The organism is Mixta sp. BE291, from assembly GCF_031457955.1.
In the GTDB taxonomy this organism is placed as follows: domain Bacteria; phylum Pseudomonadota; class Gammaproteobacteria; order Enterobacterales; family Enterobacteriaceae; genus Mixta.
On sequence record NZ_JAVDXN010000003.1, the window covers coordinates 242,860 to 256,999 of the forward strand.

The window sequence follows — 14,140 nt, forward strand, 5'->3', positions numbered from 1 at the left end:
AACGTTCCCGTTTTGTCCGATGCGCTTCAAGAGTAGGCTTGCGTCCAGTTAATCTTCCTCCACCGGTCATGAGGCTTCATGATGAGCAAAGTAAAACAATCTGATATCGACCAGCTGATCGTGCTGGTTGGCGGACGCGACAATATCGCTACCGTCAGCCACTGTATTACCCGTTTACGTTTTGTGTTAAACGATCCCGCGAAAGCCAGCCCAAAAGAGATTGAAAAACTCTCGATGGTAAAAGGCTGCTTCACCAATGCCGGACAGTTTCAGGTGGTGATTGGCACCGAGGTCGGCGATTACTACCAGGCATTACTGGCTACCACCGGCCACTCCAGGGCGGATAAAGAGCAGGCGAAAAGAGCGGCGCGCCAGAACATGAAATGGCACGAGCAGCTGATTTCCCATTTCGCTGAGATTTTCTTTCCGTTACTGCCCGCGTTGATTAGCGGCGGCTTGATTCTCGGCTTTCGCAATGTGATTGGCGATGTGCCGGTAAGCGACGGCAAAACGCTGGCGCAGCTCTATCCGACGCTGCAAAGCATCTATGATTTCCTGTGGCTGATTGGTGAAGCGATCTTCTTCTATCTGCCAGTGGGTATTTGCTGGTCGGCGGTGCGTAAGATGGGCGGCACCCCGGTGCTGGGGATCGTGCTTGGCATCACGCTGGTCTCTCCGCAATTAATGAACGCGTACCTGCTGGGCCAGCAGGTGCCGGAAGTGTGGAACTTCGGGCTGTTTACCATTGCTAAAGTGGGCTACCAGGCGCAGGTGATACCCGCCTTGCTGGCGGGCGTGGCGCTGGGCTTTATTGAGATGCGTCTGAAACGTCTGGTGCCTGATTACCTTTATCTGGTGGTGGTGCCGGTCTGTTCGCTGCTGCTGGCGGTATTTCTCGCCCACGCCTTTATCGGCCCGTTTGGCCGCATGATTGGCGACGGCGTTGCCTTTGCGGTACGCCACCTGTTAACCGGCACGTTTGCGCCGATTGGCGCGGCGCTGTTCGGCTTCCTCTATGCCCCGCTGGTGATCACCGGTGTACATCAGACCACGCTGGCGATTGATATGCAGATGATTCAGAGCCTCGGCGCTACGCCGGTCTGGCCGCTGATTGCGCTGTCAAATATCGCCCAGGCCTCTGCGGTTACCGGCATTATTATTGTCAGCCGTAAGCATAACGAACGTGAGATTTCGGTTCCGGCGGCGATTTCAGCTTACCTGGGCGTGACAGAACCGGCGATGTACGGCATCAACCTGAAATACCGCTTCCCTATGCTGAGCGGCATGATCGGTTCCAGTCTGGCGGCGCTGCTGTGCGGGCTGAACGGCGTGGTAGCGAACGGCATTGGCGTCGGCGGGTTACCAGGCATCCTCTCTATCCAGCCATCGTTCTGGCAGGTCTTTTCCATGGCAATGGCGGTCGCGATTATCGTACCGATGGTGCTGACCACGGTGATTTACCAGCGTAAACATCGTCAGGGCACATTGCAGATTGTCTGACTTTTTTCAGGGCGCGGCTGCGCCCTTTTTTGCATTTGCAGGAATACACAATGAGTACACTTCCCCACTGGTGGCAAAACGGCGTTATCTATCAAATTTATCCCAAAAGCTTTCAGGACACGACCGGACGCGGCACCGGCGATCTGCGCGGCATTATTTCACGTCTTGATTACCTGCAAACGTTAGGGATCGACGCGATCTGGGTGACGCCGTTTTATATCTCTCCACAGGTGGATAACGGCTACGATGTGGCGAACTATACCGCCATCGATCCCACTTACGGCACGTTAAATGACTTCGATGAGCTGGTGGTGCAGGCGCATGCGCGCGGCATTCGCATCGTGCTGGATATGGTGTTTAACCATACTTCCACGCAGCACGCCTGGTTCCGTGAGGCGCTGAGTAAAGAGAGCCCGTATCGTGATTTCTACATCTGGCGCGACGGCACGCCGCAGACGCTGCCGAACAACTGGCAATCGAAATTCGGCGGCAACGCCTGGCGCTGGCACGCTGAGAGCGGACAATATTATTTGCACCTGTTTGCGCCTGAGCAGGCGGATCTTAACTGGGAGAACCCGGAGGTGCGCAGCGAGCTGAAAAGAGTCTGTGAGTTCTGGGCCGATCGCGGCGTGGATGGTTTGCGGCTTGACGTGATTAACCTTATCTCAAAAGATCAGGATTTTCCCAGCGACGCGCATGGCGATGGCCGCCGTTTTTATACCGACGGGCCGCGTATTCATGAGTATTTGCAGGAGATGAGCCGCGATGTGTTTACCCCGCGCAGCCTGATGACCGTGGGTGAGATGTCATCAACGTCGCTGGCGAACTGCCAACAATACGCCGCGCTGGATGGGCGCGAGCTGTCGATGACCTTTAACTTTCATCATTTGAAAGTCGACTACCCTGGCGGCGAGAAGTGGACGCTGGCTAAACCTGATTATGTTGCGCTGAAGGCGCTGTTCCGTCACTGGCAAAACGGCATGCACAACGTGGCCTGGAACGCGCTGTTCTGGTGTAACCACGATCAGCCGCGCATCGTATCGCGTTTCGGTGATGAAGGAGAGTATCGGATTGCGGCGGCCAAGATGCTGGCGATGGTGCTGCACGGTATGCAGGGCACGCCGTATATCTATCAGGGCGAAGAGATCGGCATGACCAACCCGCACTTCAGCCGCATTACCGATTATCGCGATGTGGAAAGCCACAATATGTTTGCCGCGCTGCGTGCGCAAGGCCGTGACGCCGCTGAGCTGCTGACGATTCTGGCAAGCAAGTCGCGTGATAACGCCCGTACGCCGATGCAGTGGGACGCCTCGCCCAACGCTGGCTTTACCCACGGCGAGCCTTGGATTGGCTTGGGTGATAATGCCGCAGAGATCAATGTCGACGCCGCGCTGAAAGATCCGAATTCGGTTTTTTATACCTATCAGCAGCTGATCGCATTACGTAAAAAAATGCCGATATTAACCTGGGGCGATTACGAAGATCTGTTACCCGTCCATCCCGCTTTATGGTGCTATCGTCGCCGGTGGCAAGGTGAAACGCTGCTGGTCATCGCGAATTTAAGCCGTGAGTGCCAGTCGTGGCAGCCGCACCATACTGAAGGGGAATGGCAGATGCTGATGAGTAATTATGCTGAAGCCACTGCCCGTCCTGACGCCATGACGCTGCGTCCGTTCGAGGCGATCTGGTGGCATAGCCGTGGCGCGGATGCGGTTACCCAGCAGTGGATTGCGTAGCAGCTGGGGGATAGCGGGATAAGAATAACGGCAGGGAGGCTGGGTTTGGCGATTTAAGGCAGGCGCTGCTCGCCTCGCCTGCCCTATCGGATTCGGCTGCGTGTAGCGGCCCGTCGCCGGGTCGTAGTACCGGAACAGATTGTAGTGCAGGCCCGAATACTCGCCTCATCCATGAGGCTCGCCCCTTCGGGGCCAGCGCTGAAGCGCTGTTCAAATCTGCTCCCGGCAGATTTGTCTCTGTCCAGGTACTGCCCCTGAAAACGCAGGTTCTGCGCCACCGCCAGCGGCGTATGGCTCTGCTCGCGCTGCGTTTCACCCCAGGTGCTAAACGTGCCCTGCCACACCGTGTCGCCCTGCGCGTCTGTCATCCGCTCCGGCAGCCCGTTCAGCTCCGTCTGCTGATACCAGTAAACTTCGCTGCCCGCCGCGCTGCTGTCCACCCGCGTCAGCGGCTCCCACGTGCCTTCGCTGTAAACGTACTGCGTCTATCTGCCCGGCGTGCTGCTGCTCTCTTCGCCCGCCAGCCGCAGCTCGTACCACCGAAACGTGATGATTTCCGGGGCCGCGCGGTCGTGACGGTACAGCAGCTTGTACGTGCGGCGGCCCAGCAGATCGTAGCGGTATTCCGCCCGCCGGTATTTTGCGAAAATAATTAATTATGCGAATTTACTCTTAACAGAAGCTTTAGAAACCCAGCGACAAGAAACTACCAGTTCTTTATATAACAGCACAGCTCAATTTTTTACTGAAAAATAAATCTATGAGATTACACTAATTGTTTAAGTTGAGCCAATGAACATTCAGCATTAATTCCCCCCAGAAAATAAAACCACAAGAATATACGTATATACCCTTCAGAAGAAACATCTTAAGTATTATATATTTGCACATCCTCCCCATTCTCATATCTTTCCACTATTTTTTTTAAGTAGTTTTCTTCATTGTAAAAAAACAAGAGAACCCTCTCTGAAAACCTGTCCCCTTCATTACCCCTTTCTCTTATTTTTATTTTTTCCAGCTTTCCTTTTTGATATGTGAAATCCCATAAGCTCTCGCCCAAAACCCCCTTATTGAAAATTCTTTTAACTTCTCCATTGTCTAACTCCGCCCTTGCATAAGACTTTAATCTAAAGCTTCCAGCCTTATAAAAAATAACTCTTTCCTTATACTCTTTGAAAAAATTAAATATTGTTTTTGAAGTTACGCTGCCGTTATTATTTAAATCTTCCACCATGAAGACTTCACCTGAAGCCCCCACGTAATTCTTTTTGTTTACTTCATTTTTTTTTGATTCATCCTCAATGAAAAAACCTGGTTTCAACCCATAAACTTCATTTTCATAGGGAAAGAAAACGTAAGCGCTACCACTAGAAAAAAGAACTTTCTTTGTTCTTTCTAAGACATCCTTAGAAAGAGCCTCACATTTATTTTTAGCATCAGACAATAGTTCATTAAAAATAGAATTGACGTTCCTGAAATCATTCTCTTCATTCATAAGCACCTCTAAAATGGAAATTTTCCATGATTAATTTCTTGGGCAATACTAAAAAGCTCATCTATGAAACTGTCGGCATCTTTCTTATCAATCAATCTATCATAAACATGCTGCTTATATTTATTAGTATGTATTCTGCTGTGAGCAGGAAGATGAGTTTCATTCAAAATTTTAACTTTTGAACTGGTTGGTAAAAAGATCCCGTTATAAAACTCATTCGGATCCAACTCAAATTCGCTCATTTTTAACCTTAGCTCCATCATTCGCGGAGCAGATGAATTAGACATCACGATATGATGAGCAGCATTTTTATAAGTTGGTGTAGGCATGCCAGCTTCCACCATATTACGTCTTAACATAGCTGCATCAGTCGAACAACTTATCCACCCCAGCGGATCCACCCATACCAGCGGGTCGCCGACGTACGCATAAGTGTTCAGCCCGCCCGCCAGCCCGTTCAGCTCCGAGTGATACCAGTAAACCATGATGCCCGCCGTGCATTAGTATTTTTGTTACTGACTCATGAAAAATTTGCTGTGAGTAAAAAATAATTTTTTTATTTAAAAGTTGAAAGTAAAATATTAAATCAGATGAGATATGTAAAAAAGTTGCAAACTTCATAAAATGCGGTAAAAAAAATCATATCTGAAAGAAGCTTCAGTTTAAGTTTTCAAGCGTTAACGATGCGCGCAAGAGCGGCACTATATTTTAGTCACCGCCTGTAAAACTTGCTAAGCCGCCTTTCTTATTACGAAAAATCCATATCGCTAGCTATACTTACCATAGATATACTAATCTTCATCCCAAGCATCATAAGAATAACGATTATCAATAGGTATAAAATTTATCCCTGAAAAACATTTCTCCTGAAATAAATACTTAAATTTTTCAGAGCATACAGGTTTTATAATATCAGTACAGAAAAACAAATCCTCATTGATATCTTTTTTAATAACAAAGTTTGTTATTTTTTCATAATATACCTTATCCAATCCCATTTCCTGAGGAGTGTTTAATTTCCCTGAATCCAAATCCCTAGATATTTCATAGGAAGACTCCTCTATATCAAGGATTGAAATGTATTTTTTCAAATAAAACAAATTATAATTTTTTGAAGGTTTTTTCCTTCCATTTAATACGATATCAAGAGGAAAGCTTAGGAAAGCAACATTCAAACCCTGACACATTTTCATTAGATCAGAAGACACTATATCGTCATCTAAAAAATAATCACCACTCATATCTTTAACGCTAGTCCTTAATTTATAGCGATCTATAAAATATTCTTCTTTTGGCGGCGATGTAAAGATATCAAAACATGGTAAATCCGGCGTATATTTCTTATCGATATAAGGCGGCAGCCCTGCATCTTCCGGATTATATTGTAATATATAAAACTTGTTATTATTTTCTTTCATATCAAACGCCCATTGTTAGCATCAACTTTAAATAATCCTTTTTCCAGACCTTCTCGAGCCCAATCTTGTATATTTTTCACTTTCAAAGCAAGCTGCGTATCACTCATGCGTCCAGCCTGTCTTGCTAATACATCTAACTTAACCCTAATATCTCCTGTATATTCTGCATGACTAGACCAATGTCCAGGCAAAGATAAAATCTTAGACAGCTCCTGCCCCCCAGGCAAAAATATCCCATTAGATGCGCCATCTCCATCCCAACCAATATTTTTTAACCGTCCAAATACAGATCTATATCTGGGATCTTTAATTAACTCTTCAGGAATGAGATGATGATTAGCCATACCATCTCTGGGGCGAGCCCCCATGTTGCGGCCTAATTTAGTGGAGCACCACCCCAACGGATCCACCCACACCAGCGGGTCGCCGACATACGCATAGGTGTTCAGCCCGCCCGCCAGCCCTATCGGATCCGGCTGCGTGTAGCGGCCCGTCGCCGGGTCGTAGTAACGGAACAGATTGTAGTGCAGGCCCGTCTCTCTATCCAGGTACTGCCCCTGAAAACGCAGGTTCTGCGCCACCGCCAGCGGCGCGTGACTCTGCTCCCGCTGCGTTTCGCCCCAGGTGCTGAAGGTGCCCTGCCACACCGTGTCGCCCTGCGAGTCCGTCATCCGCTCCGGCAGCCCGTTCAGCGCCGTCTGATACCAGTAAACTTCGCTGCCCGCCGCGCTGCTGTCCACCCGCGCCAGCGGCTCCCACGTACCTTCGCTGTAAACGTACTGCGTCTTTCTGCCCGGCGCGCCGCTGCTCTCCTCGCCCGCCAGCCGCAGCCCGTTCCACTGAAACGTAGTGACTTCCGGCTCCGCGCGGTCGTGACGGTACAGCAGCTTGTGCGTGCGGCGGCCCAGCAGGTCGTAACGGTATTCTGCCCGCCGGTATTCGCGGTGTCCTTCCAGCTCCGCCACGGTCAGGCGGTTTTCTTCGTCCCAGCGGAAGCGCTGCGTCACGCCGTGCCGCGTGTCGTGTCGCTCCGCCAGCCGGCCGAAGCCGTCATACGCCAGCCGGATGCCGTTCAGCCGCTGTAACAGGTTATGCCACACCCTCTGCCCCGGCGCTTCCGTGCGGTTGCCCGCCGCGTCCCAGCTGAACCGCGCCTCCTGCGCCGGGCCCACGCTGCGCGTCACCCGACCGGCGGCATCGTAGCCCCAAAGCTGCTGACGGTACTTCTCTTTGCCCGCGTCGCTGTCGGTCACGCTCTCCTGAATAATCTGGTCGAGACGGTCCCAGCGGTAACGACGCTCAAATATCAGCGCCTGCCCGCGACGGCTGCCGCGCAGCGTGATGCGCCCCGCCGCGTCATAGCGCGTCTCCAGCGTCAGCGCCCCCTGGCTGCGGCGGATTTCACGGTGCAGGCTGTCGCGTTCGTAGCCTGCCAGCTCCGTGTTGCCGTCGCCGTGCCGCAGGTTCATCTGCAACAGGTGTCCGCTGCCGTAGCGCAGGTGGTGCAGCGCACTGCCGTCCGGCGCGGTGGTCACCCGCAGGTTGCCGAGCGCGTCATACGCGTGCTGCCAGCGGCCGCCGTGGTTCTCTTCCGCCGTCAGGTTGCCCGCCGCGTCGCGGCTGAAGCTCAGCGTCTCTTCCCACTGCGGCTCTTCGCCGCCTGCCGTGGCCTGCTGCCAGGCGCGCAGGGTTGTCCGGCGGATTTTCACCTCACGCGCGCCGTAAAAATATTCCGTATGGCTGTCCGCCGTCTGCTTCGTCACCACACGGCCCAGCGCATCGTAACCGTAGCGCTGGCGCTGCGCCGCCTCACCTTCGGTCAGCGACGCGCGGGTCACTTCCGCCACTTGGCCCTGCTGCGTATAGCGGTAAGCGGTGCGCCGTCCCGCCCAGTCGTACTGCGCCAGCAGCCGCTCGCCGTTGTCATACTCAAAGCGCCAGCGGTCGCCGTTCGGGTTAATCAGCGTCTGCAGACGACCAAAACGATCGTAGCGGTAGCCCACCTGATGCCCGGCCGGATCGGTCTCCGTCACAACCTGCCCGCGCGCGTTGCGCGTCACCCGGCGTTCGGAAAAACCGTCGGTATTGCTGCCGGTCAGCAGGCCCGCGCGGTCGTAGTCGTAGCGGGTCTCGCGCCCGTCGGCACGCATGTGCGCCGCCAGCCTGCCCGCCGCCGTCCACTGCCACTGCTCGCTGCCCGCGCCGGGCTGGCTCAGCCGGATAAGCCGCCCGCAGTCGTCGTAAATACGGTGGCTCTGGTGACCGGAGCAGTCCTCCTCGCGCAGCAGCTGACCGCGCTCGTCCCACCAGTAACGGCTGGTGTTCTGCAGCGCGTCGATCCGCTCGATCAGATCACCCTGATCATTCCAGACAAAGCGGGTGACGCCGCCCAGCGGATCGGTGAGTTCCGTGACGTCGCCATGGTTGTTGTAGCCGTACTGCCATACCGCGCCGTCCGGCAGCACCTCTTTCAGCGGAAACGCATACACCTCGTGCCAGGTGGTTAAGGTGGCCTGGCCCAGCGGATCGCGCACCATCGTCAGGTTGCCGCGCGCGTCATGGTTATATTCCCAGCGATGGCCGTCGGGATCGACCGTCGCCTTCAGCAGCTCGCCGTCCGGCGTCCAGCGATAATGCCATTCGTTGCCGTAGCTGTCGGTGTAGCGGGTGATGCGGTAAAGATGATCCCAGTGGTGCTGCGTCGAGCCGCCCGACAGGCAGGTCACTGTGGCGGTTCTGGCCTGCTCGTCGGCATCGATCAGCCAGTGTTCCAGCACGTTCTGCTGTTCGTCGCGCACGCGGTATTCCGCCACGCGCCACTCCGCGCCGCCCGCTTCGGGACGCCATTCATAGTCCACGCACAGGCCGGTGGCATAGCTGTGCGAGCCCATGCGATCGCTGGCGGCATCCCAGCCAAACCGGCGCGTGACGATGCCGTCAGCATCTTCCACGGCGATCAGCTGTCCACGATCGTTATAGCGATAGCCCACCAGTAAATAATGTTCCCCGCCGCATACCTGATGCACGGCGGCCAGGCGACCATGCTGCGACTCATAGCTCAGCGCAACCGTCAGCGCTTCATTGTCGCCGGAGATGCTGACAAGCTGGCCCGCGTCGTTGTACGCATAGTGCTGGCAGTTTTCATGACGATCGCAGATGCGCGTGATACGCCATTCGCCGGCACGCTGCGGATCCGGCTCATACAGCTGGAATTCACCGAGATCGCTTTGCAGCACAATGGATCCCTGCGCGCTGTACCACAGGGTCATGCCGTCTTCCTGACAGTGAACCACATCGCCAGGGTTCATTGCGCCGATAACCAGCTCACGGCCGGTAACATCGCGCCAGAAAAACAGGCTGTTAGCACCGTTTACCCGTTGCAGCAGCCGGGTTTCAAACGGCAGCATCCAGCCGGTGCCCAGTAGCCCGGTGGTGGTGTTGCGGCTGTGATAAACGCGTTGCCAGAGCAGCGGAATGCGATCCGCCAGTGAGAAATCAAGATCCTCCTGACCAGCGAGGATCTTGGCGCCGGTGGCAATATTCACCGGGTGTGCGGTCTGTACCGCCTTGCTGGCAATCAGGCCCGCCGCCTCTACCGCGCCTTCCGTTGCCGCCGCCTGCGCGCCTGCCGCAGCCAGCGGACAGGCGGCGTTACGCAACATGCGCACAAACTTGATCTCTTTATAGATACTTTGCAGCAGGCGCATGCCTTCACGCAGGCCGGAACCCATCAGCCCACCCAGCATATACATCGGCGCGTTTTTCCCGCTGCGGATATCGCGCACCACAATACTGCCGCCGCCGATGCGTACACGCGGGTTTTCCGCCACCTCGATTTTGGCCTCACAGGTGCTGCGATCGCCGTTACGTGCCGCGGGCTGCCCGTTGATTAATACCTTGCGCGATCCTTCCGCCAGGAAGTTAACGTTCTCAGCCAGATGGTTTTTAGAGCAGAGCACAGTATCTTTCGGCGCAGGCGTGGCGTAAGGGCTGGCGCTTGCCACCATCGGCTGCGTCAGGTTCTTCCAGATATTAATAAAGTGGTTTTTAACATCGTCGCCATCGATATGGCTGATGCCTTCCGCCAGCGCCTGCGCAGTTTTACCGGGATGCAGCACAGCCGACGCGGTGGCTGAGATGCCTGCCGCCACCATCATCACCACATCTTTTGCCGTCAGGCTGTCGTCCTGCTCTGCGGCAGGCGAGTTGAGAAAGTCGTGATCGACGGTTCCGGCCGCGCGCGCCGCAGGCTTACCCATGATATGCACATTATCGGAGCCACTGGTAATTTTGGCGTCCGGCGGGCCTTTCAGCCCGAAAAAGTCGAGCGCAGAATCCACCCATTCGCCCGCTTTATTACCGATCTGCTCAGGAATGCCGCTAACCATCGCGCCCACGGTCAGGGCAATACCAACCGCCGCGCCAATGCCGGTGGCGCTGACGGCGGTCGCCGCCGCGTAAATCCCTAAATAGATGGCCCCTTCAACCAGGCCGCTGGCGAAATCCGCCAGCGCCGAACTGTGTACCAGCGGATCATCCATCCTTGCGGCAATAAATTCATCCGCCATGCTCAGGCCTCCCCGGCCTCAGCAGGAATAAAACCAGCCTTAATCCCCTGCCACATTTCCAGCGCCGCCTCATCAAAAGGCAATGTGCGGCTCAGGGTTAATGCCAGTAAGTGATCGCTGAGCATGGTGGTCAGTAACCGCTGATGAATGGTGATCTGCTGGTTCTGGAAATGAAAGGCCACCTCCTGTGCGGGCAGATTGCCAAGGGTGGTCGCCTGCGGCTCTTGCGCCACAAACTTTTTCATGTCGCGCTTTACCTTCGCCAGCTGCTGTTGCAGATACTGTGCTTCTTCGCCCGGCTTAACGTTAAAAGCACGAGTAATCACCAGCGAGGCGCGTGCCTGCGGCAGCTTAAGGATCGTGACGCTTTCATCCTGCGCCGCTTCCGGCAGCGCCAGGGTGCCTTCGGTCAGAATATATTGCACTGGCTGACTCATTAGCTGTTTCCTTTATTTTTATTAAATACTGCGCTTACCAGTTCTTTAATTTGATCCGGCATCGGCGAGAAGGAGAGCGAGACCCCGGGTTTTTTAATATTTAAATCGAGCGTCCCACCGGTATTGATCTCTCCCTGCGCAGAGGCATTGACCGAGAAGGTGTTGCACTGCAATACCACATCACCCGTTTCGTTCATGATCAGCATGCTTTCGCCGCAGATCAGCTGGATGCTGCTGGCCGATGCCAGCGTCAGCGTGCCTTCGGCACTCAGCTCAAAATCACCGCCGACCAGCTCGCTGCGCTGCGCCTGCGTCATCTGTTTGTAGCTGCCTTCCACTTTACTGGTGTGATCTTTGCTGATATTGACCGTCTGGTTGCCGCCGACGACATGGGTTTCATCATTTTTGATGTTGGTATCCATATTGCGCTCGGCCTGGATCCACACCTGCTCCTCGCCCGCCCGGTCCTCGAAGCGCAGCACGTTGGCGTTGTCCGGCGTCCCGTCCTTTGACCGGCTCATGAACCCCATCTGCGTCGCCGCACCCGGCAGCGACCACGGCGGCATGCTCGCCGCGTTGTACACCCGACCCGTCACTATCGGACGGTCCGGGTCACCGTTGATGAAGTCCACCACCACCTCGTCGTTCACCCGCGGTATCTGCACCCCGCCGTATCCCTGGCCCGCCCACGCGCTCGACACCCGCACCCAGCACGAGCTCGTCTCATCACTCTTACCCAGACGGTCCCAGTGGAACTTCACCCGCACCCGACCGTACCGGTCGGTGTGTATCGATTCCCCCGCCGGGCCCGTCACCCGCGCCGTCTGCGGGCCGTGCGTCTTCGGCCACGGCGTCGTCGCCTCCGCCCGGTACGTCACCCCCGCCGGCAGCACCCGGAACGTTATCTCATGCACCGTTTCGCCCTCTCCGCTGGCGTAGCGGTTCTCCTCCAGACGATATTTCGCCTCCAGCGTCACGTACTCTCCGTTGTCGCTGCCGTGCGGCGCGTTCAGCAGCGCGAAGCGGCAGCCCGGCACGATGCCCGTCGCCGTGCCCCTGCCGCTGACCTGACGATGCGCCGCCTGCCACGCCTCCTGGCGCACCCGCGCGTACTTCTCCCCCTCGCCGTGCGCCACGTAGCGGCCCGGCCACTCAAACACCTCCGTCTGGCCCGGCTGCGGCGACGCCGGGTTCTGCCGCGCCTGCAGCAGCCACGCGTTCGGCTGGCGGAAGTCGTAGTCGTCGATGCTGTACAGCCCCGGCGTCACGCTCTCCTCCAGCGCCCAGTGGCTCACCCCTTCTTCCGACGTCACCCCGCCGCTGCCCGTGGCGTGGTAGGGAATCACCTCGTACCCCGGCCACGTCTCATGCGCCTCCGGGCCGTCCGCCAGCACCATCACGTGCCGGTCCGCCTCGTGACGGAACCAGTAATATATGCCCTCCAGCTCCATCAGGCGGCTGATGAAGGCGAAGCTGCTCTCCGCGTACTGCACGCAGTACTCCCACGTCCGGTACGCCCCCGTCAGGCGGCTCTCTACCTGCACCCCGTGCTCCGACAGCAGCCGCAGGATTATCTGCACCGCCGTCTCGCCCTGGAAGATGCGCGCGTTGCGGTCGCGCAGCATCGGCCAGACGTCCGGCTCCAGCGTCACGGTGTGCACCGCATAGCGCGTGCCGCCCAGCTCCTCGCTGTGCACCGCCACCCGGGTGATTTTGCCGTTGATGTGGCGCGTGCCGGACAACAGGTGCCCGGTGGGGATGTCCAGCGTCAGCGGCTGACCCAGCAGCGCGTGCCGGTCGGTGCGGGCGTCGGTGCCCAGCAGCGTAACGGTGAGGGCGAAGGGCTGCGACAGCGTCTCGGTGCCGTCCAGCTTCCAGAAAAGCAGCCCCTCCTGCGGGAGCCGTGCGGTGATGCGTTCAGTCATGGTGAGTTCCGTGCTCAGCGGCGCCCGCGGACGCGGGCGGTGATAGTAAGAAAGGGTTTAGTTCAGGGAGCCGCCTCAAAGAAAGGCGGTGAAAAGTCCGGTGATTAACAGCTACGGTGGCTATTTAACGCATGCACCAGCGCGTTAAAGGGCAGAATAATATCGTCTTCCATTACCTCTTTGCCCTGTGCCTGTTGAGTAATGGCGGCATCCAGTACAGCAATATAGTCGTTCGCCGTATCAATAATATTTTGGCAGCGCTGATTCCCCTGCTGTTGCATTAATTTGCCCCAGCCAGCGGAAAGCTGTTTTAACGTCGCGGCTTCATCGTTAAGTTGTTTATCTTCCGCAGGCGTTCGATCTTCGCTTAATTGCTGTAGCGTCTGACGTGAAAGATAAACCATGCCGTTACGGTAATGCTCCGCGCTATTCTTTGGCGCGTTCTCATAGGCTATTTTTATCCGCTCGCTATTAGCGGCAGAAATCGCTTTTAAGAAGTTATCCCGTTTGATCAGCAGCGCGCTAAAAGCGGCAACATAGTCAGCATCGCTGCGCCGCGCCAGCTTGCCTCCGTCCGTTAACCAGCCTTTCTCCTGCTGGTAGGCGTACAATTTTTCGCTAAGAGGCAGCAGCTTATTGATACTGGCCTGGTAAGCCTGCGCTGCGCTGTCGAGCTGCGGCAGCGCGCCCGGCAGCTTTAAGCCTTTATCCAGCCGCTCGTTAATGGTGCGAAATAGGGTCGGCGGCATGATCACATAAGAGGTGAGTGGCTTATTTCCTGCCAGCTCCGGTCGCGTCTCGCGTTGATAGTGAAAAAAGGCTTCAGGTAGCGAATGAAAATTAACGTTGGATTCGCTGTTAGCGGCTTTAACAAATGCGGCAAACTTATCATCAATTTGCCTTTGGACAGCGGATTTCTCTGCGCCTTTCGCGTTATCAGCAGATTGATCGCATGCGCTAATAAAAAACGCCAGCATCAACGTGATTAACAGGCGCCATGAATGAGTAGCCATTTCCTTTCCTGTAATTATTATTCCTGGGAAGAGATGGCCAGCTGA

General features: G+C 55.6%; 10 protein-coding genes. 2 read left to right on the plus strand and 8 right to left on the minus strand.

Annotation, left to right across the window (positions count from 1 at the left end; genetic code table 11):
* Window positions 1-81 precede the first annotated feature (81 nt).
* Window positions 82-1,500, plus strand: coding sequence for a PTS trehalose transporter subunit IIBC (treB, locus tag J2X14_RS08700; protein WP_352411080.1), 1,419 nt, complete (start codon window positions 82-84; stop codon window positions 1,498-1,500).
* Between the two features lie 50 nt (window positions 1,501-1,550).
* Window positions 1,551-3,239, plus strand: coding sequence for an alpha,alpha-phosphotrehalase (treC, locus tag J2X14_RS08705; RefSeq protein WP_352410825.1), 1,689 nt, complete (start codon window positions 1,551-1,553; stop codon window positions 3,237-3,239).
* A gap of 83 nt (window positions 3,240-3,322) precedes the next feature.
* Here the strand turns inward: treC and J2X14_RS08710 are convergent, their stop codons facing one another.
* The 8 genes from J2X14_RS08710 to J2X14_RS08745 form a co-directional block, all read right to left on the minus strand.
* A complete protein-coding gene (locus J2X14_RS08710) occupies window positions 3,323-3,679 on the minus strand; it encodes an RHS domain-containing protein (RefSeq protein WP_352410826.1) in 357 nt (118 codons plus the stop codon).
* Between the two features lie 428 nt (window positions 3,680-4,107).
* Window positions 4,108-4,734 (minus strand): hypothetical protein, encoded by a 627-nt coding sequence (locus tag J2X14_RS08715; RefSeq protein WP_352410827.1) that lies wholly within the window; start codon window positions 4,732-4,734, stop codon window positions 4,108-4,110.
* Window positions 4,735-4,742: 8 nt separating this feature from the next.
* Window positions 4,743-5,219 (minus strand): AHH domain-containing protein, encoded by a 477-nt coding sequence (locus J2X14_RS08720; RefSeq protein ID WP_352410828.1) that lies wholly within the window; start codon window positions 5,217-5,219, stop codon window positions 4,743-4,745.
* 306 nt (window positions 5,220-5,525) lie between these two features.
* Complete coding sequence (locus J2X14_RS08725; protein ID WP_352410829.1) at window positions 5,526-6,152, minus strand: hypothetical protein; 627 nt, start codon at window positions 6,150-6,152, stop codon at window positions 5,526-5,528.
* The gene (locus tag J2X14_RS08730; protein ID WP_352410830.1) at window positions 6,149-10,720 is read right to left on the minus strand and encodes an RHS repeat-associated core domain-containing protein; all 4,572 of its coding nucleotides are present in this window, start codon (window positions 10,718-10,720) and stop codon (window positions 6,149-6,151) included. The genes J2X14_RS08725 and J2X14_RS08730 overlap by 4 nt, the downstream gene beginning before the upstream one ends.
* A gap of 2 nt (window positions 10,721-10,722) precedes the next feature.
* Window positions 10,723-11,157, minus strand: a complete 435-nt coding sequence (locus J2X14_RS08735; protein WP_352410831.1) for a DcrB-related protein — start codon at window positions 11,155-11,157, stop codon at window positions 10,723-10,725.
* Window positions 11,157-13,082, minus strand: a complete 1,926-nt coding sequence (locus J2X14_RS08740) for a type VI secretion system Vgr family protein (RefSeq protein WP_352410832.1) — start codon at window positions 13,080-13,082, stop codon at window positions 11,157-11,159. The genes J2X14_RS08735 and J2X14_RS08740 overlap by 1 nt, the downstream gene beginning before the upstream one ends.
* Window positions 13,083-13,186: 104 nt before the next feature.
* Window positions 13,187-14,095 carry a DUF3829 domain-containing protein gene (locus J2X14_RS08745; protein ID WP_352410833.1) on the minus strand — a complete coding sequence of 303 codons (909 nt, stop codon included), beginning with the start codon at window positions 14,093-14,095 and terminating at the stop codon, window positions 13,187-13,189.
* Between the last annotated feature and the right edge of the window lie 45 nt (window positions 14,096-14,140).

Bases quoted from the DNA above. Each gene is read 5' to 3' on its own strand.
- treB (WP_352411080.1), top strand. From the start codon at position 82: ATGAGCAAAGTAAAACAATCTGATATCGACCAGCTGATCGTGCTGGTT.
- treC (WP_352410825.1), top strand. From the start codon at position 1,551: ATGAGTACACTTCCCCACTGGTGGCAAAACGGCGTTATCTATCAAATT.
- J2X14_RS08715 (WP_352410827.1), bottom strand. From the start codon at position 4,734: ATGAATGAAGAGAATGATTTCAGGAACGTCAATTCTATTTTTAATGAA.
- J2X14_RS08720 (WP_352410828.1), bottom strand. From the start codon at position 5,219: ATGGTTTACTGGTATCACTCGGAGCTGAACGGGCTGGCGGGCGGGCTG.
- J2X14_RS08725 (WP_352410829.1), bottom strand. From the start codon at position 6,152: ATGAAAGAAAATAATAACAAGTTTTATATATTACAATATAATCCGGAA.
- J2X14_RS08730 (WP_352410830.1), bottom strand. From the start codon at position 10,720: ATGGCGGATGAATTTATTGCCGCAAGGATGGATGATCCGCTGGTACAC.
- J2X14_RS08735 (WP_352410831.1), bottom strand. From the start codon at position 11,157: ATGAGTCAGCCAGTGCAATATATTCTGACCGAAGGCACCCTGGCGCTG.
- J2X14_RS08740 (WP_352410832.1), bottom strand. From the start codon at position 13,082: ATGACTGAACGCATCACCGCACGGCTCCCGCAGGAGGGGCTGCTTTTC.
- J2X14_RS08745 (WP_352410833.1), bottom strand. From the start codon at position 14,095: ATGGCTACTCATTCATGGCGCCTGTTAATCACGTTGATGCTGGCGTTT.